The following is an 18689-nucleotide window of genomic DNA, read 5'->3' as shown; positions in this document are numbered from 1 at the left end:
CTCAGGGCTTTTTTTGTATCAGAGCCAGATAAAAAAACGCCTCTCTCAACCGGAACATGAGAGAGGCGTAAGATGCCGGGGGGCTTTAAAAGAATATTAAGCAGTAACTTCTTGCTTTGCTTCTGCTTTGTTTTTTAGGAATGCGTATGTGAAACCTGTTACCGCAGTACCTGCAGCAATCGCAACCAGGTACATTAATACTGGAGTGATTGCGTTAGGGATAAGCAGTACAAACAGGCCACCGTGTGGTGCCATAAGTTTTGCACCAAACAGCATAGAAAGTGCACCTGTTAACGCACCACCTGCCATACAAGCAGGGATAACGCGCATTGGATCTTTTGCTGCGAACGGAATAGCACCTTCAGAGATGAAGCATAAGCCCAGTACAAATGATGCTTTACCAGCTTCGCGCTCACTCTCTTCAAATTTATTCTTAGCCAGGAATGTAGCCAGACCCATACCCAGAGCCGGAACCATACCAGCAGCCATAATTGCCGCCATTGGTGCGTAAGTTTGAGAAGCCAGTAGACCAACACCGAATGCATAAGCTGCTTTGTTTACCGGGCCACCCAAGTCGAAACACATCATTGCGCCAAGGATAATACCTAGCAGAACTGCGCGGTCTGAGCCCATGTTGTTTAGGAATTCAGTCAAACCGTTCATGATCCCTGCAACCGGACCACCAACGATGTAGATCATTACTAAACCAGTAAACAGGGTAGCAACGAAAGGAATGATAAGAATCGGTTTTAGTGCTTCCATAGATTGTGGCAGTGATACTTTATCAGCCAGTAGTTTCGCCGAGTAACCGGCAATGAAACCTGCTGCGATACCACCTAAGAAACCTGAACCGATAGAACTAGCCAGCATACCGCCAACCAAACCTGGAGCCAGGCCCGGACGGTCTGCAATTGAGAAGGCAATGAAACCTGCAAGAACCGGAATCATAAGCGCGAACGCAGAACCACCACCGATATTCATCAGTGCAGCGGCCATCGTACCTTCTTCTTTAAAGGCTTCGATACCGAACACGAAGGATAGTGCAATGATCAAACCACCTGCAACTACCACAGGAAGCATGTGCGATACACCTGTCATCAGGTGTTTGTACACGCCTTTTTTCTCTTCCGTTGCCGACTCACTAGAAGAGCCAGAGTGCTGGTAAACCGTCGCCTGTTCAAAGGCTTTGTCCATCTCTTCTGCTGTTTTCTTAAGTGCTGGACCAGTCTTAGTACGGTACATTTTCTTACCGTTAAAGCGATCTAGTGGCACTTCGATATCTGCTGCGATGATTACTAAATCCGCTTCTTCGATCTCTTGCGCGGTTAGCTGGTTTTTAGCACCGACAGAGCCACGAGTTTCCACTTTGATTTGATGTCCACGACGTTTGCCTTCTTCATCCAGCGCTTCTGCTGCCATAAAGGTATGAGCAACACCTGTCGGACAAGCTGTGATAGCAACAATTTTCTTCACAGAGGACGCGGTGCTTTCTGCTGGCGCTGAAACGGTTGTCGCTTGCTCCAGCAAACTTGCACTCTCAACAGCAGTTTGCAGAAATGCCTCGGCATCTTTGGCTACTGCACCTATCTCGGCTTGATAGACTTTTTTGCCTACGAAACGAGAAGTATCTACCGGCGTATTCGCGGCGATGATGATAGCTTCAGCCTGTTCAATGTCAGCGTCTGTAAGTAAATTAGGTTCGATGATGCTCGATTGACATTCAATCTTTGCATTCCATCCCAGTTTAGTCGCTGCTTGATCGAGTAGTCCTGCTGCCAGGATGCTGTTTGCAACACCACTTGGACAGGCTGTAATAATGGCAATATTCATACTGATAACCTTCTGTTCCTTAGTTATTGTCTAAGTTTGTATTAGAGTTAAGCTCGCTCACTTGAGTTTGTAGCTTAATGTTCTCCAGTTCTTCCTGACTGGTAAGTCCAACGCCCACCTGACTCACTGCTAAAGCAGAAAGTGCTGTGGCGAAGCGTAATAATTCGTTCTTTGGCATGACTTGCATGTGGCCCCAACACAGCCCAGCAACAAGTGTGTCACCTGCGCCTACGGTACTGACCACATTCATTCTCGGTGGTTGTGCGCGTAGCCACTCACCTTGATTGAGCCACATCACACCATTCGCTCCCATAGAAACGACGATGTTTTCAATTCCTTTATCAGCCAGGGATTGTGCCGCTTGTTGACATTGTTCTGGCGTTTCGAGGTGCTGACCAACAAAGTCACTCAGCTCTTCGTCGTTAGGCTTGATAAGCCAAGGGTGCGCATCAATACCCGCACTCAAAGCCGCTTTACTGCTATCAAACAAAACCTTCTTGCCTAGTTGGTGCAGTTTTTCGATCCAAGCGGCGCATAGTTCAGGAGTCACGCCACCCGGAAGGCTACCTGCGAGCACAAAGTAGTCGTGCGTCTCTGCAAGTCGGAAAAGCGTATCTTCGAAACGAGCGATGTCTTCAGCTGTAACCTGAACGCCCGGGAAGTTGATGTCACTGACTTCGCCGTTTGATTCAACGAGTTTTACGTTGATTCGGGTAGAGCCTTCAACTTCGATAAACTCGTCTTTAACGTCAATCTCTGCAAATAGCTGGTGGAAAAGCTCTGGATTATCTTTACCCAAGAATCCGGTTACGGTTACGTCTGCGCCTAAATCACTCAGCACTTTCGCCACGTTCACACCTTTACCGGCAGCATGGAGGTTGCTTTGTTTCACTAGGCTTACTGAGCCCACTTTTAACGCCTCAACCGAGCCTGTAAGGTCAAGCGCTGGATTCAGTGTAATCGTGACGACTTTGTTTGTTTTTGTGCTAGTCATAACCGCCCCTCAACCTTCACCAAGGCCAGATGCGATTGCGTTACCGATTGATTCAAGTGCTTGAGCGGCATCTGGGCCTTCAGCAGAGAACTGAAGCTGGTGGCCGTGTTTCACACCCAAGGCGATAACTTTCATTAAGCTTTTCGCGTTTACTGTTTTACCGTCACCGTCTAGGTTAGACACTTGAATTTTTGATTCGAACTTTTTAGCTTCTGCAACCAGCATTGCACCTGGACGTGCGTGCAGACCATGAGAGTTTTTGATTTTGAACACTGCTGTGTTTCCGTCTCCAGAAGCAGCAGGCGCCATTTCCTCACCTTTAAACAGAGCAAGAACCTGTTCAGCAGATGCGTCGAGTAATTTGCCGTGTTCTTTGTTGAACACAAGCTGAGAAAGCGTGTTTAGCATAGGCTGGTGAGCGTTGTTGCAAGCGGCAAAAGCAACCAATGCTCGTACTGGTTGACCTTCGTAGTTACAGTCGTTCGCCGTTGAAACAAAAGAAACGCCTGTACGGGTTACTTGTTTGTTGCTTCCTACTAGCCATAGGCCATTACCAAGGTGAGTTGGCGCTTTAGTTACAAGGTCCGCAACAAATTCTTTGTCCGCACAACCTGTGTTTTTAAGTAGGCCGCCAGCGACTGCGCTCATTTGAACCATATCGCTAGCAGGGAAATTGAGCTGAATAAGTGACGCGTCGAAGTCGGCTTCTAGCTGAACATCACCATGAAGTAGGGCAATAATGTCATCTTCGCTTTTTGCTGTGCGCAGGCGTTCTTCAACACCATCAGCACCCAGAACTTTTGTAAGCTGTTTAAGGATACCAAGGTGTTCGTCTGACTTGGCCGCGATACCAATGGCAACGAATACGGTATTACCGTCTCCCCATTCAACGCCTTCAGGGAAGTGATGTACCGCGACACCAGTGGTTTTAACCATTGAGCGAGTGTCGGTCGTTCCGTGCGGTATCGCAATGCCATTGCCTAAAAAGGTAGAGTTTTGGTTTTCGCGATTAAGCATGCCTTCTACATAACCTTGCTCAACCAAACCTTTTTCAGTCAGGCTCTGGGCAATGCTTTTGATTGCTTCAAACTTATCTGTTGCAGATTGCGATAGGGTAATGTTGTTCTTACTTAGCTTAAGCATGGTGCTCTCCAGCATTAAGGTGTCAATTTAAAATTCATTTCGGTTGTGCTGCTTTACGTCGTCTTAAAGATGATGGCGTTAGCGCCCAACATTTCTTGTCTAATTTATTTGTTTTTATGTTTAGCTGAAACGATTCAGCAGTGCGTTAAATTTTTTAAGAACTTCAGCAAAACCATTTAAATCAATCGTTAATTTTCGTTCTTATAATCCTAGACCATGTGGCTGACAATTGCCGTGTTTTGGTGATTTAGGTCAATTTTTAGGTTTTTGCTGAATCCTTTCAGCTTTTATACTGAATCGGTTCAGCATATAATTCAACTTATCGTCGGATCATTGATGTATTAATATGATCACGCGCACAGAATAAGGTTAACAATATGACACTGGATGAAATAGCCAAACTGGCAGGCGTTTCGAAAACAACTGCGAGCTATGTAATCAACGGGAAAGCGCAGAAATACCGAATAAGCGAAAAAACGCAAAAGCGAGTCATGGCGGTTGTCGATGAACACAACTACAAGCCAGATCATGCGGCTTCCGCTTTACGAGCGGGTAACTCACGTTCGTTTGGGCTTATCATTCCAGATTTGGAAAACACCAGTTACGCTCGTTTAGCAAAACTTATCGAACAAAACTCGCGTAAAGCGGGGTACCAAATTTTAATCGGCTGTTCTGATGATGATCCGGAAACGGAGCAAAAGGTAGCTGAAGCGTTGATCAGTCGTCGGATTGATGCGCTGTTTGTTGCGAGCGGTATGCCAAATGCCAACGAGTTTTATCTCAAATTGCAAAACTCAGGGACACCAGTGATTGCACTCGACCGTCCCATGGATGACGAGCATTTTTGCTGCATACTGAGTGAAGATTTTGATGCAGCGCTGGAGCTAACCGAATCGGTACTGTCAAACGAGATAAACTCTGTCGGATTGATCGGTGCATTGCCTGATTTACAAATCTCTAAGGAGCGTGAATTAGGTTTCCGTTCAGCATGCCAGCAAGGAAATAAAACGGTTCAGGTCGGCTATGGCCAGCAGTTCTCTCGAGAAGAAGGTAAAAAGGTGTTAGAGAAATGGTTGGCTGACGATCATCTTCCTGATGCTATTGTCACCACGTCTTACACCTTACTTGAAGGTGTTTTAGACATGATGCTGGAACAGCCAGATCTAATGAGCAAAGTGCGTTTAGCGACGTTTGGTGATAATCGTCTACTGGACTTTCTCTCTGTAAAAATTAACTCCTTGCCTCAGCAATTCGAAGTCATTGCGGACAGTGCAATGGAACTCGCATTGAATGCTTCTGCAAAACGTTATAAGCCAGGAGTGGAGCTGATTCCTCGTAAGATAGTGAAGCGCCAGTAATAATTGATTTGCTAACACTACAATTTAACCTCTACCGTCAGTGCTACAAATGCATGGTCGCTGGCGTACTTATCCCTCTCAAAAGAGGGATTAACCAAATGCTGATCTAACACTCGATAGTCAACCACGTCGGCGACTGAGACATCAGAATGTTCATCAAACTCTTGTGACAGCAGTATGTAGTCGAGTACATTGCCTTTAGAAAAATGATAGTGGGTTGCAGGGCGATCGTTGAGCGTCGGTGACACTTGTAAATCCCACCCATCTCTGATTTGCAATTCAGTGACGCTGTCACTAAAAGTTTCAGTTAATACGCTGTTTACGCCATTGTTTGTGATAGGTTGGTTCATATCACCCATTAAAACCGTTGGCATCGGTGCGTTTTTGTATTGATTCTGCATCGAATCTCGAAGCATGGCGGCTTCCCATCCCCGTTGCTGCGTTGATAACCAGCGCGCAAGGACACGGCTTGTGTCTTCAGCGTTATTTGAATCTGCAGGACGTTGCGACTTCAAATGAACAACGTAGACCGCGATATGGCCAAGTGTCGGATGCACAATTTGCGCGTAAATTGGCTTACGGCTGAATTCTGGTGAAGTATTCATCTCAAATGGGATGAGCGAGCGTCGATCAAACGTGACGGGTTGAACTTGTTCTATCGGAAAGCGAGAAGCGATCGCGACTACCGGATGGGTGTAAATGTATTCGTCTTCTACTTGAGGTGTATCGACAGTAGCAAAGTAGGGGTACCCAATGCTTTTAAGAAATGACTTCGTTTCTTCGATACTGAACACTTCCTGCAAGCCAATGATGTCAGGTTCGAGTTTTTCAATTTGATTTTGCGTCCAGGCAAGCTTTCCTTGCCATTGTTCATGAGAATAAATGTTCTCAAAGTCGTAATAGGCATTAGGTGGAGCAATAAAATTAAATAGGTTCGCCGTAACAAAAGTTATCTGGCTTGGTCTGGACAAAATACGTTCTCGTTTTAGAAATTATCTGGACAGTATATACATAAGACTTTGTCTGTTGCAGGTTTAATCCGCGAAGTTAACACAAACAGCACGTTAAAATTTAGTCTGTGACTCCTGCAAAATTACGCTGAGGTATCTATTTCCCGGCAATCCGTTTAAACTCCCGATCAACAAGTTAAATGAGTAAACGACATGACCCAAGACTACGAACGCGAAGCCTATTTAGATAACGAAGAGTTAGAAGGCGAAGAGATAGAAATCGAAGCGATAGGTATCGAAGTTGATGCCCACCCAATCGAGTTGTATAAGCTTTTCAAAATCGCAAACTTGGTAAGTGGTGGCGGTGAAGCGAAGCACATCATTGATGAAGGTTATGTCGCAGTCAACGGTGAGCTTGAAACGAGAAAGCGCCGAAAAATGTACGATGGCGATTTTTTCGAGTTCAATCAAGAGTACTACGTTGTTGTTTGCGACGCGCCAGTCACGGAACCTGAAGCGAAAGAAGCAAAGCCCAAGCAAGCTCCGCAAAAGCAGCAAAGTAAACCTCAGCCTTCGTCAAACAAGCCAAAAGCGGCAAGCAAGCCGAATCAATCGAATCAGAATAAAGGCAATAAGGCGACTAAACCGAAAAATAGCAAGAAAGCCGCTACGGAAAACAAGCCAAAGCCAAGCCGCGATCCGAAAAGCGGACGTAACTCTATCGATTTCTTCTGATAAGGTTTCGATGATGATGACAAGCGCCGACATTACGTTCGGCGCTTTTTCGTTGTGTGTTTGATTAGTAAGAATATGACTTTGATTTTTTCTCTACATAGCGAAAAAACAGCGAAAGCCCAAAGCAGACGATGAAGTAGGTGAACCCTACGAACAACCAAATCTCAAATATATAACCTGACGAATTCGCCATCTCAGTTCCAACAAACGTCATCTCCTGGATAGAAATAAGAGAGACAATCGAGGTGTCTTTGACTAACGAAATGGTTTGACCGGCGAGCGCAGGGGTGATCGCTTTAAGCACTTGCGGGGCGATGACAAAGCGGTACTTTATCCAGCGTGACAGGCCCAAAGAGTCTGCGGCTTCCCATTGACCTTGTTCGATACTCTGCAAGCCTGCACGAACGACTTCCGCGATGTATGCCGATGAGAGTAATCCAACACAAAGTACGCCAGATGCGAGATTTTCCCACAGCTGTGCGGGACCAAATAAAAAGTGTTGGAGTGAATTAGGCTCACCTTGATAGTTGCGTAATAGCGAATCTAAACCAAGCAGCGGGATCAATTGGTTAGAAATAAAAAAGTAGAAGATAAATACAAACACTAAAGGTGGAATATTTCTAACTAGCTGGATAAACGCGTTGGCTGGCGTGCGTAGCCAAACAGCATTTGAGAAGCGAGCCAATCCAAGCAGCGTTCCCAGCACTAATGCAAAGGTAAGGCCCCAAAGGCTCAGCCTTAATGTAGAGATCAAACCCTGAAAAAAGTAAGGGAGACTGCCATCAGCTCTTGGGGTAAAGAGTAGATTGAATGCTTCCGACCAGTGCCAAATGTAGTTGATACCAATGGTTGAGCGATAGTAGAGCCAGAAACCGACGATTGCACAAATAGCCACTAACACCACGTCGAGCAAGTGAAAGCGTGCCAATATCGAACCTGATCGAGTTTTGCTTGGTGCCAGTCGAGTGCTCGTTTGTCCGCTCAAATTTATTGTCTCCAATTCTTTTTTATTGTTAGACCGAGGCTCGTTTCATAGTGAGCCTCGTTTCAGCCATGCAAAGTTATTGACCTTGTGCGACTTGATCCTGCCAATCTAGTGTTGAGAACCAGTACTCATAACGTTCTTTCAACCAACCATCTTGAGTACGTGCTTCTATCCATTTATTAAAGAAGGCTTTCTTATCGTCTTCACCTAAGCGGACAGCAAAGGCTTCGTTTCCTTTTGAAAGACGCTCAGAAAATGGCAGGAATAACTTGTCGCTGTGCTTAACGGTTTCGTGCTCAGGTTTAGGGCTTGAGGCGATTACCGCGTGAGCGTTACCATTTAGTACTTCCTGAAACGCCTGTGCATCATCATCAAACTGCAAAAGCTTTGCTTTAGGGAAATTTTCTCGTGCAACTTGAACGGTAAATGCTCCGCGACGAACCGCGATATTGACTCGGCGAGAGTCAAAGTCAGACAGCTGAGTAAAACCAGACGCGAGCTCTTTGTTTGCCGCTACCTGTACGCCAGAGTGGGAATACGGTTCAGTAAATAACACGCTTTTTGAACGCTCTGGTGTGATTGACATACCACCGATAATGACATCAAACTTTTTAGCAAGAAGTGCGGGGATGATGCCATCCCAGGCGGTAGGGACAAACTCGACGTTCAAATCAGAATCGGCAGCCAGTCGTTTTGCTACGTCAATTTCAAAGCCGATGAGCTCCCCTTGTTTATTGCGCATTGCCCAAGGTACGAAAGTCGACATGCCAACGCGTAGTGTTCCTCTTTCTTTGATTTGATCTAAATTTGCAGTTGTAGATTCTTCACTTGCTAACGAAGGTAAAGAGAGAGCAAGCCCCAATATCGCAGTGATGGTCGCTTTGAATAACTTCATGTTATCTCCTTATAATTTGCGCCAACTGGCTCCTAATTTGTGTTCCAGCAACGCGGATAGGCCGGATAATGAGAGTGTGAGAGCAAGGTAAATCGCTGCCACGGTAAACCAAATTTCAAACGGCATTGCCGTCTCTGAGACAATATTTCTCGCTTCGGTTGTGAGGTCGAAAATAGCCATCACGCTGACGATGGAAGAGTTTTTTATCAGCGACACCACTTCGTTGGTTAATGGCGGCAATGTACGTTGCAGTACCTGAGGCAAGATAACGTCTTTATAACTATAGAATGATGAAAGGCCGAGCGTCTTTGCTGCTTCAAACTGGCCTTTGGGAATGCTGTTTAACCCCGCACGGAAGATCTCTGCGGTGTAAGCGCCTTGAAAAAGTGATAGCGCTAAAACGGCGGTGCTAAATCTGTCTAGACCGATAACCGGGCCAAATACAAAGTAAAGCAGATAGATTTGAACTAATAATGGTGTGTTACGGATTAGCTCAACGTATGCACTGCCAATGACATTCCCGATTTTTGAATCACTTAGCCGGAGTAGCGCTGTGACTAAACCGAAGACTAAAGTGAAAAACAGACTGATGGCTGAGATTTTTAGTGTGACAACTAGACCGCTGATCAGCTCTGCAGACCACCATTCACCGTCTTCATAAAACGCGATGTAATCCGGCACGCGATCCCATTGCCACTGATAACCCATGGCTTGTGCGCCGGAGTCGAGTACCCAGACAATTGCAACAAACAGAATCACCATTTGCATGAGCGCTTGTAATGCTGGTTTAAATACTCGTCTTATCATCAATAACTTAAAATCTGGTTTAAAAACGCACGCGTTCTCGGGTGCTGAGGGCTATTAAATAAGGCCGCAGGGGAGTTGATTTCTACGATTTCGCCTTCATCCATAAACACGACTCTGTTTGCTACTTTTTTAGCAAATCCCATTTCGTGAGTCACACAAATCATGGTCATGCCGGTTTGCGCAAGCTCCACCATTACATCAAGCACCTCGTTGATCATTTCGGGATCTAGTGCTGAGGTTGGCTCATCAAATAATAGCAGGTCTGGTTCCATACAAAGGGAGCGTGCAATCGCAACTCTTTGTTGTTGCCCACCTGACAATTGAATTGGGTACTTCTCTGCTTGCTCTTCAATATCGACACGTTTGAGATAGTGACGTGCGCGCTGTTCCGCTTGTTGTTTTGAAAGTTTTAGTGTTCGCATGGGCGCGAGCATAAGGTTTTCGAGTACGGTCAGATGTGGAAAAAGGTGAAAGTGCTGAAACACCATGCCTATTTTTCCTGGCTTGATCCCTTTGTTGCGTGCGAGTTGTCCAAACACGTAAAGCTGACCCTCTTGTATCGACTCTAAGTCGTTAATACAGCGAATAAGCGTTGATTTCCCTGACCCTGACGGTCCACACACAACAACGATTTCACCTGAGTGGACAGAAAAGTTGATATCTTTGAGAGCGTGGTAATCACCATACCACTTGTTTACGTTGTTAAACTCAACGACAGGAGTAGTCTCTTTCAAAAGTTCACGCTTTTAGGGTAACGATGACTTAAACATAGCAAGTCATGAGCTTGATTTCAGTTAGTGTGAACACATATTTGAATAAGAATGGAACGATAGGGCTTTTTACACACTGTGTCTAACAATGCCGATTATGCATTGATAACGGTTAGATAAGGGGTACGAATCACAATGGCTATAACCGACATCGTAATAAGAGTTTGCGCTGAGTAATAGGTCACCATGACTACCTGACGGGAAAAAATGGATTGACCGTCAAAGCGTCCGAACGCCAATACCATTCCGGATATAACGAAGAGTAAACATCCCAATATAGCAAAGGATGAGGATTGAGTCTGACCACTTAAATAGTATTCCAGTGCCATCCAACTCATCGCCATCAAAACCAGTATATAGATTGCTACGGGTAATTTCTGCTTTCCCAGACTCGGTCTAAAAAACATATAAATACAACCACCTAAACCAAAGATGGCGATGGGTAACCAGGGTGTGATATGCCAAGCGGAGATGAGTGCAAAACTAAAACAGTAGGATAAATGGGCTAAGCAGAATGCACTGAATCCTAGCAGTGACTTGTTTCTGTGTGACATAAGCAAAATGTCTCCAAACAGGGAGAGCGACAGACCTAATAAAATCCATTGGGTGTAGGGTAGATGGGTAGCTTCGGATGTGATCAAAATGCCAATCATTAAGAGAAGCGGGAGCGGTTTTGATGCGTAAAACAGCCACTTCGGACCGTTACGAATACTCATAATATGCAAGGACGCCAATACGACAACGACTAGCCACATAGATTGTTCTCTTGAATAGACAAACTAAGCAGCATGGTGCTATCGCTCGAGCAAGATATCCAAGTAGGACACTAACTCTTTCATATTTTTATTTACGCTAAGCTGCCGCTTTAAAATTAAATTATTTTTAGTATTTTCAAGCTCTTAAGGAGTATTGCTTTTATTAACGTTACATTTAGCCTTAAAAGCCTAGATATCAAAACTCATATTTTTAAAGCGTAGCATAAAAAACGGTATTGTGACTTTGTATGCACAATACCGTAACGCTATATCAGTCGGTGTGAAAAACGCTCTTACGCGATGGCTAAATCAAGAATTTCGCGGCTAGTAGCAAGGTCAATGGCCTGGTTTTCACCAAGGACAGTCATTCCGTGTTTTTCTAATTGCTCGATAACCGTATCAATTGCCTGCTGACGGTTATCACCGTAATTTTCAAGTTTGGTTGAAACACCTAATTGGTGATAAAAATCTTCAATCAACTGAACAGTGCGCTCAGCAAGATCATCACTCGCTTCTAACGCAAATACATTTCGGCCCATTTGTTCTAGCTTCGCTCGCTTGAACTTCATTTGGTTGCGAAGTAGAGATGGTTGAATGATCGCAAGTGATCGCGCGTGATCGACGCCCCAAACTGCAGTCAATTCGTGACCGATCATGTGTGTCGCCCAATCGTGAGGCACACCGCTACCAATGAGACCGTTCAGCGCCTGATTCGCTGACCACATAAGGTTTGCTCGCCATTTGTCATCATCGCGCTCGGCAAATTGTTCACCTAGTGCTTTTAGCGTTTTTAGCAAGGTCTCTGCGTACCCGTCTTGTACCATTGCACCCGTTGGTAACGTTAAGTACTGTTCACAAACGTGTACCCAAGCATCCACAATACCGTTGATTAACTGGCGTTCTGGCAGTGTTCTCATCACATCTGGGTCAAGAACGGCAAATTTTGGTTGTACCGCCGGTGACATGAACGGAAGTTTATCTTGAGTTTCTGCTTTGGTGATAACAGCACCCATGTTGGATTCAGAGCCCGTTGCAGGTAGTGTTAAAATCGCTGCTAACGGTAGCGCTTCTTCCACTTGATGTTGACCAATCAGGATATCCCAACCGTCACCATCATATTTAGACGCTGCTGCCACGTACTTCGAACCATCAATAACAGAACCACCACCCACGGCAAGAATAAAGTCGACGTTTTGTGCTTTTACAATCTCTACGGCTTTGTCTAGCGTTTCTTTGGTCGGGTTTGGCTCTACGCCAGAGAACTCTAACCACTCATGGCCTTGTAGCGCATCCGCTACTTGATCATAAACACCATTCTTCTTGATAGAACCACCACCGTATATGACCAGTACTTTTTGGTCTGCAGGGATGGCTTCTTTAATTGAAGCGATTTGGTTCTGACCAAAGTAAATTTTGGTCGGGTTGACATAAGAAAAGTTCATTACAGGCCTCTTGTTTCTTTGTTGAGGAGATTGAATACGTGCATATTAGTACTGTGTGGTGGGAAGTAGTAGGCTCATTTCTGGAAATAACTTGCCTATTTCTACAAAATTAATCGTTGCCTGATAGAATATATTGCTTAAGTGAGTGTATATTACTCAATATCACCGCAAAATGAGAAAAGTATGGTTACTTGTGGAGGTTTTGGATGAGTTCATTAGCAGTAATTATGAAGCAGTATGTTGATCAGCATGATTTACATGAACTGGAAGGGATCAAACAAACCGCGATTGAAGGGGTATGGTTTTATCGCAGTAGTAAGGGAAACAACCGGCAGCCTTTTGTTTATCAATCTGGGATCATTGTTTTAGGCCAAGGACACAAAAACATCCATATAGGTTCGACACCTGTTCAATATGGTCCAGATGACTATCTTGTCGTTGGTGTACCGATGCCATTGGAGTGTGAAGCGTTTGCATCCAACGACGAGCCATTGTTGGGAATCTCAATTGACATCTCACCAGCTCTACTGAACAAACTCGTCAAAAAACTAGAAGCTCAAAATTACAGTAATACCTGCTCAGATAGCTCTCTATGTGGACTTAAATCCGTCAAAATGAACTCGAGTATGCTCGATGCGTGTAAAAGATTGATGAGTGCACTTTGCAATGAGCTGGACGTGGCAATTTTAGGTGATCTTCTACTCGAGGAAATCGTGTATCGCACCTTAGTCAGCAAGGAAGGGTATGTGTTATTTGAGCTCGCGCATCAGGAGGGCTCCTATGCAAGGGTGGCAAAAGCGCTAACCCGTGTTCATCAGGCATACCATGAACAACTCAACGTACAGACGCTCGCGGAAGAAGCGAACATGAGTATTTCTGCATTTCATCAGGCATTTCGCAGCGTGACGCTTGAATCTCCTTTGCAATACATCAAAAAAGTGCGACTTAATAAAGCTCGTGACTTAATTCAATTAGAAGGACGGAGAGTGAATGATGCGGCTCGACTGGTGGGTTACAGCAGTCCGTCCCAGTTCAGTCGTGAGTACAAGCGCCACTTCAATGAAACGCCAAGAGCAACAAAGTCTTAGTGATCTTGAGTCAAAAATTATAACTTTTTTCGCCTGTTTTATTAATTTGCGACGGACTTATTTATTTGAGCTAAAAAATTAGCGATTGCTGCCAAGTGATTGATACATATTTGCAACATTGTAGTGGATTGTTGAGAAGTGACACCGAAAATTGATCACAGTGAGAGGTGATTTTTAAAAACTGTACTTAAGTTATTTTACTTCGAAATAAAAGTGTAAATGCGTGCTACAAGCACGTTTGTTTATTTTTTAACAATAACTTAAGGAAAAGGGAAAATGCACCTTAAAAACGGGAAAGCAGTGAAAAGTGTTTTTACGCTTAGTACGCTGACGGCTTCTTGTCTCATGGCTTTCAACAGTTATGCTGCCGTTGATTGCTCTCCATTGGAGGTTTGGGAGTCATCAACAATTTATACAGGTGGTGAGCAGGTTAAGTTCGAAGGTAATGGATACGAAGCGCGCCATTGGACACAGAATAATAACCCTTCACAGTCTGGTGAGTGGGGGGAATGGGAAAACTTGGGGGCTTGTGAAAATACAGACCAGGTTGAACCACCACAAAACACCGCCCCAACGATTGCCTTGACTTCACCTTCTGCGTCAGACACCGTTTTCGTAGGGGAAGTTGTAACTTTATCTGCTGATGCGGCAGACTCAGACGGCACAATAAGTAAAGTAGAATTCCTTGTCGATGGTGTCATTGTTGGACAGTCCAATTCAGCGCCTTTCTCAGCCTCTTGGACTGCCACAGAAGGGCAACATAATTTCTCCACATTGGCATATGATGATGCTGGTGCGGTGAGTTCAGCAAGCAGTGTCACCCTCACTGTTCAAAATTCTCAAGCGAGTAACGAAGCGCCAACCGTTGATCTCACGCTTTCAACATCCTCAATAGAGCTAGGTGGTAATGTAACGTTGACTGCCAATGCAGCCGATGCCGATGGTACCGTGACTAAAGTCGATTTTTACATTGCAGGCGTATTGGCAGGAACCGTGACAAGTGCACCATACTCTTTAGACGTTACTCCTTCACAATCGGGTTCTCTGGCGGTCTATGCAAAAGCGACAGATGATGCTGGTGCCGCTACAGATTCCTCATTACTCACTCTGAATGTGGATGGTGGCTCTGTGGCATCTAACTGTCGTCCTGATGGGTTATACCAAACTTCTGGTGTCGACGTTCCTTATTGTACGATCTACGACGAAGAAGGGCGTGAGAAGATGGGCGCAGATCATCCTCGTCGTGTGATTGGCTACTTCACCAGTTGGCGTAGTGGTGATGACCCACAGTCTACGTATCTTGTAAAAGACATTCCATGGGGGCAATTAACTCATATTAACTACGCGTTCGTCAGTATTGGCTCTGATGGCAAGGTTAATGTGGGTGATGTCAATGATCCAGCCAACCCTGCAACCGGAAAAACGTGGCCTGGTGTAGAAGTCGATCCTACTTTGGGTTTCCAAGGTCACTTTGGTGCACTGGCAACCTATAAGCAAAAACATGATGTTAAGACGTTAATCTCAATCGGTGGTTGGGCAGAAACCGGTGGCCATTTTGATACCACTGGTGAGCGTGTTGCAGACGGTGGTTTCTACACTATGACAACCAATGCTGACGGCTCAGTTAATCACGCAGGCATTGAAAAGTTTGCGTCGTCTGCTGTGGAAATGATGCGTAAGTATAAATTCGATGGATTGGATATTGATTACGAGTACCCAACATCGATGGCTGGCGCTGGCAACCCTTATGATACAGATTTTATGGAGCCAAGACGTGCGTACCTTTGGGCCTCTTACCAAGAGTTGATGAAAGTACTGCGCGAGAAGTTAGATGCGGCTTCGGCACAGGATGGTGTTCATTACATGTTGACCATTGCCGCACCGTCATCAGGTTACTTACTGCGCGGCATGGAAACGTTCGACGTAACTAAGTATCTGGACTACGTAAACATTATGTCGTACGACTTACATGGAGCCTGGAACGACCATGTCGGTCACAACGCTGCACTGTTTGATACAGGGAAAGACTCGGAGCTTGCTCAGTGGAATGTGTATGGTACGGCAGCTTATGGTGGCATCGGTTACCTGAACACGGATTGGGCTTACCATTACTTCCGTGGATCTATGCCAGCAGGCCGAATTAACATTGGTGTTCCTTACTACACTCGTGGCTGGCAAGGTGTCACTGGCGGTGAAAATGGCTTATGGGGTCGTGCTGCGCTACCTAACCAGTCTGAATGTGCGGCAGGTACAGGCGAAGGTGAAAGCAACAATTGTGGTCATGGTGCGATGGGTATCGACAACATGTGGCATGATCTAGACCCAGCCGGAAACGAAATGGGGGCCGGTTCTAACCCTATGTGGCATGCGAAGAACTTGGAGAAAGGCATCTGGGGTTCTTACGCTGAGGCATACGGTCTTGATCCTGTAAATGATCCTACTGACCAGCTCGTCGGCACGTACACTCGTCATTATGATGACGTAGCGGTAGCCCCGTGGTTGTGGAATGCAGATAAGAGTGTATTCCTGTCTACGGAAGATAAAGCATCCATCGAAGTTAAAGCGGACTACGTTATCGACAAAGAGATCGGTGGCATTATGTTCTGGGAACTGGCAGGTGACTACAACTGTTATCTACTTGATGAAAACGGTAACCGAACTTCTGTCGATGCAACCGAACAGGCGTGTGCTGCGGGGAATGGTGAATATCACATGGGTAACACCATGACAAAAGCCATTTACGACAAATTTAAATCCGCAACACCTTACGGTAATCAAGTTGCTACGGGTGCGCTTCCGACAGAAGCCGTCGATATCACAGTAAGCGTTGGCGGCTTTAAAGTTGGTGACCAAAACTACCCAATTAACCCTAAAATTACCTTTACCAACAATACTGGCCAAGCTATTCCCGGAGGTACCGAGTTCCAGTTTGATATTCCTGTATCCGCGCCGGACAATGCGAAAGACCAGTCTGGTGGTGGTTTGAAAGTTATCGCTTCTGGCCATACTCGTGCAAACAACATTGGTGGTTTGGATGGCGTAATGCATCGTGTCTCTTTCTCACTACCTACGTGGAAAGAACTTCCTGCAGGTGGAACCTATGAGTTAGACATGGTTTATTACCTGCCAATTTCGGGGCCAGCGAACTATACGGTTATTTCCGGCGGTAAAGAGTTTGCGTTTAAATTCGAGCAGCCAGACTTGCCAATTGGTGATTTAACCTCGGGCACGGGTGGGGATGGCGGTACGACAGAGCCAGGAACTTGTGACACTGCCGGTCTGGTAACATACCCAGACCTTCCTCAAACGGATTGGGCTGGTAACCCAAGCCATGCCAATCAAGGTGATAAGGTGATCTACGACGGTGTGGTATACCAAGCAAACTGGTGGACGTCTTCTGTGCCGGGTAGTGATGGTAGCTGGTCTACGGTATGTAATATCTAAGATTTTATCTGACCACTAACACAAAAGCGCACGATATCAATCGTGCGCTTTTTTTGATTAAGCAGAAAGAGTCGTTGAATTAAAACGTATAACTTTCAGGAACAACAACAATCCCTTTCTCTGAAATTCGGAACCTTTTAGCGTCTTCTACTTTATTTAGTCCAATTTGAGTGTTCGGTGGGATTCGAACGTGCTTGTCGATGATGCAGTTAACTAGCTGGCAACCTTCACCAACTTCAACATCATCAAATAGAATGCTGTCTACGACGGTCGCGCTGTCTTTTATGCGAACGTTGGAGGAAATAATGGAGTGCTGTACTGAGCCTCCAGAATTCACCACACCATTGGCAATGATAGAGTTGATGAAAATGCCTTCGTTACCTGTTGCGGATGATACGGTTCGTGCTGGTGGAAATTGAGGCTCATAAGTACGAATGGCCCAGTTCGACTGGTATAAATTCATTGGGGGAACGGGTTCTAATAAGTCCATATTGGCTTCAAAGAACGAGTCAATCGTACCAACATCTCGCCAGTAGCAGTCCTTATCAACACGTCCTTTGCTGCCGCAAAACTTGTAAGCGTATACCGATTCTGAATCAATTAATTTCGGAATGATGTCTTTACCAAAGTCATGGCTTGAGTTTTCATTATTTGCATCTTCGCGAAGCGCTTCTTTAAGTACGTCCATATCAAAAATGTAAATGCCCATGGACGCAAGACTCTTAGAGGGATCTTCAGGCAGAGTAGGCGGATTTGATGGTTTTTCTACAAAGGACTTAACCAGCCCATTTTCCGCAGTACCAATCACGCCAAACGCCGTCGCTTCTTCTACTGGTACATCCATACACGCGACGGTAAGTTTAGCGCCTTTCTCTTTGTGCTCTTCCAGCATGGCCGCGTAATCCATTCGGTAGATGTGGTCGCCAGATAATACAACGACGTATTTTGCATCATTTCGGGACAACAACCACAAGTTGTGATAGATGGCGTCTGCGGTACCTTCATACCATGCACCACCTTTGCGCATTTGAGGAGGGACGGCGGTGATGTATTCACCAAGCTCTGGGTTAAAGATCGACCAGCCATCACGAAGGTGCTTCTGTAGCGAATGAGACTTGTATTGTGTTAGGACTAAGATTTTTCTTAAACCTGAATTTAGACAGTTAGTTAGAGTGAAGTCGATGATGCGATATTTACCACCAAATGGTACAGCCGGCTTGGCACGGTCATCAGTCAGTGGGCTAAGTCTGGAGCCCACACCTCCAGCTAAAATTACGGCGAGTGCGTCTTGCATAATGTTCCCTTTCCCTTGTAATACATGACCCAAAATAGTGCTGAACCGGGGAGAGGTGGTTCCAAGCAAACGGCATTTTGAATGACAGGTATTAGTGTGTTTATGTTCTAATGCAACTTTAGTACAAGAATCGAGCCATAGAATAAATTTTTATAAATCAATAAGATTAATTTAAACACAGACAAATAATGCCCTATTT

15 protein-coding genes are annotated in these 18689 nt (G+C 45.2%); 4 read left to right on the top strand and 11 right to left on the bottom strand.

Annotation, left to right across the window (positions count from 1 at the left end; genetic code table 11):
- Positions 1-96 precede the first annotated feature (96 nt).
- From fruA to fruB, 3 genes are read right to left on the bottom strand one after another with little or no spacing between them, the layout of a single operon-like run.
- Positions 97-1830 carry a PTS fructose transporter subunit IIBC gene (fruA, locus tag VEJY3_RS20290; RefSeq protein WP_014234295.1) on the bottom strand — a complete coding sequence of 578 codons (1734 nt, stop codon included), beginning with the start codon at positions 1828-1830 and terminating at the stop codon, positions 97-99.
- 19 nt (positions 1831-1849) lie between these two features.
- Positions 1850-2824: a 1-phosphofructokinase gene (gene pfkB, locus VEJY3_RS20285; protein WP_014234294.1), complete on the bottom strand. Its 975-nt coding sequence runs from the start codon at positions 2822-2824 to the stop codon at positions 1850-1852.
- Positions 2825-2833: 9 nt separating this feature from the next.
- Entirely contained in the window at positions 2834-3967 is a 1134-nt protein-coding gene (gene fruB / locus VEJY3_RS20280; RefSeq protein WP_014234293.1) for a fused PTS fructose transporter subunit IIA/HPr protein, read from the bottom strand.
- A gap of 377 nt (positions 3968-4344) precedes the next feature.
- Between fruB and cra the strand changes: the two genes are divergently transcribed.
- Positions 4345-5325, top strand: a complete 981-nt coding sequence (cra, locus tag VEJY3_RS20275) for a catabolite repressor/activator (RefSeq protein ID WP_014234292.1) — start codon at positions 4345-4347, stop codon at positions 5323-5325.
- 17 nt (positions 5326-5342) lie between these two features.
- On the opposite strand, the gene VEJY3_RS20270 is transcribed toward cra, so the two are convergent.
- A complete protein-coding gene (locus VEJY3_RS20270; protein WP_014234291.1) occupies positions 5343-6296 on the bottom strand; it encodes an endonuclease/exonuclease/phosphatase family protein in 954 nt (317 codons plus the stop codon).
- A 192-nt stretch (positions 6297-6488) separates the two neighbouring features.
- Between VEJY3_RS20270 and VEJY3_RS20265 the strand changes: the two genes are divergently transcribed.
- On the top strand, positions 6489-7010 hold the full coding sequence (locus VEJY3_RS20265; RefSeq protein ID WP_014234290.1) for an RNA-binding S4 domain-containing protein: 522 nt from the start codon (positions 6489-6491) through the stop codon (positions 7008-7010).
- 64 nt (positions 7011-7074) lie between these two features.
- Here VEJY3_RS20265 and VEJY3_RS20260 read toward each other — a convergent pair whose 3' ends face one another.
- The 6 genes from VEJY3_RS20260 to VEJY3_RS20235 all read right to left on the bottom strand — a co-directional run bounded on the left by VEJY3_RS20260 (position 7075) and on the right by VEJY3_RS20235 (position 12664).
- On the bottom strand, positions 7075-7995 hold the full coding sequence (locus tag VEJY3_RS20260) for an amino acid ABC transporter permease (protein WP_014234289.1): 921 nt from the start codon (positions 7993-7995) through the stop codon (positions 7075-7077).
- Between the two features lie 76 nt (positions 7996-8071).
- Complete coding sequence (locus VEJY3_RS20255; RefSeq protein WP_014234288.1) at positions 8072-8890, bottom strand: transporter substrate-binding domain-containing protein; 819 nt, start codon at positions 8888-8890, stop codon at positions 8072-8074.
- A 9-nt stretch (positions 8891-8899) separates the two neighbouring features.
- Entirely contained in the window at positions 8900-9697 is a 798-nt protein-coding gene (locus VEJY3_RS20250; RefSeq protein ID WP_014234287.1) for an amino acid ABC transporter permease, read from the bottom strand.
- On the bottom strand, positions 9697-10431 hold the full coding sequence (locus tag VEJY3_RS20245) for an amino acid ABC transporter ATP-binding protein (protein ID WP_014234286.1): 735 nt from the start codon (positions 10429-10431) through the stop codon (positions 9697-9699). Before VEJY3_RS20245 ends, VEJY3_RS20250 begins: the two co-directional genes overlap by 1 nt.
- 131 nt (positions 10432-10562) lie before the next feature.
- Positions 10563-11222, bottom strand: a complete 660-nt coding sequence (locus tag VEJY3_RS20240; RefSeq protein ID WP_014234285.1) for a lysoplasmalogenase — start codon at positions 11220-11222, stop codon at positions 10563-10565.
- A 293-nt stretch (positions 11223-11515) separates the two neighbouring features.
- A complete protein-coding gene (locus VEJY3_RS20235; protein ID WP_014234284.1) occupies positions 11516-12664 on the bottom strand; it encodes an iron-containing alcohol dehydrogenase in 1149 nt (382 codons plus the stop codon).
- A 206-nt stretch (positions 12665-12870) separates the two neighbouring features.
- Here VEJY3_RS20235 and VEJY3_RS20230 point away from each other — a divergent pair, with 206 nt between their 5' ends.
- Entirely contained in the window at positions 12871-13752 is an 882-nt protein-coding gene (locus VEJY3_RS20230) for an AraC family transcriptional regulator (RefSeq protein ID WP_014234283.1), read from the top strand.
- 276 nt (positions 13753-14028) lie between these two features.
- Complete coding sequence (locus VEJY3_RS20225) at positions 14029-17196, top strand: chitinase C-terminal domain-containing protein (RefSeq protein WP_014234282.1); 3168 nt, start codon at positions 14029-14031, stop codon at positions 17194-17196.
- Positions 17197-17275: 79 nt separating this feature from the next.
- Here VEJY3_RS20225 and glgC read toward each other — a convergent pair whose 3' ends face one another.
- Positions 17276-18490, bottom strand: a complete 1215-nt coding sequence (glgC, locus tag VEJY3_RS20220) for a glucose-1-phosphate adenylyltransferase (RefSeq protein ID WP_014234281.1) — start codon at positions 18488-18490, stop codon at positions 17276-17278.
- Positions 18491-18689: the final 199 nt, after the last annotated feature.

The sequence above is a fragment of the Vibrio sp. EJY3 genome, assembly GCF_000241385.1.
Taxonomy (GTDB): domain Bacteria; phylum Pseudomonadota; class Gammaproteobacteria; order Enterobacterales; family Vibrionaceae; genus Vibrio; species Vibrio natriegens.
Note: the sequence above shows the minus strand (reverse complement) of the source record. Positions and strands in the feature narration are given on the sequence as shown.

Bases quoted from the DNA above. Each gene is read 5' to 3' on its own strand.
- fruA (WP_014234295.1), bottom strand. From the start codon at position 1,830: ATGAATATTGCCATTATTACAGCCTGTCCAAGTGGTGTTGCAAACAGC.
- pfkB (WP_014234294.1), bottom strand. From the start codon at position 2,824: ATGACTAGCACAAAAACAAACAAAGTCGTCACGATTACACTGAATCCA.
- fruB (WP_014234293.1), bottom strand. From the start codon at position 3,967: ATGCTTAAGCTAAGTAAGAACAACATTACCCTATCGCAATCTGCAACA.
- cra (WP_014234292.1), top strand. From the start codon at position 4,345: ATGACACTGGATGAAATAGCCAAACTGGCAGGCGTTTCGAAAACAACT.
- VEJY3_RS20265 (WP_014234290.1), top strand. From the start codon at position 6,489: ATGACCCAAGACTACGAACGCGAAGCCTATTTAGATAACGAAGAGTTA.
- VEJY3_RS20255 (WP_014234288.1), bottom strand. From the start codon at position 8,890: ATGAAGTTATTCAAAGCGACCATCACTGCGATATTGGGGCTTGCTCTC.
- VEJY3_RS20250 (WP_014234287.1), bottom strand. From the start codon at position 9,697: ATGATAAGACGAGTATTTAAACCAGCATTACAAGCGCTCATGCAAATG.
- VEJY3_RS20240 (WP_014234285.1), bottom strand. From the start codon at position 11,222: ATGTGGCTAGTCGTTGTCGTATTGGCGTCCTTGCATATTATGAGTATT.
- VEJY3_RS20235 (WP_014234284.1), bottom strand. From the start codon at position 12,664: ATGAACTTTTCTTATGTCAACCCGACCAAAATTTACTTTGGTCAGAAC.
- VEJY3_RS20230 (WP_014234283.1), top strand. From the start codon at position 12,871: ATGAGTTCATTAGCAGTAATTATGAAGCAGTATGTTGATCAGCATGAT.
- VEJY3_RS20225 (WP_014234282.1), top strand. From the start codon at position 14,029: ATGCACCTTAAAAACGGGAAAGCAGTGAAAAGTGTTTTTACGCTTAGT.
- glgC (WP_014234281.1), bottom strand. From the start codon at position 18,490: ATGCAAGACGCACTCGCCGTAATTTTAGCTGGAGGTGTGGGCTCCAGA.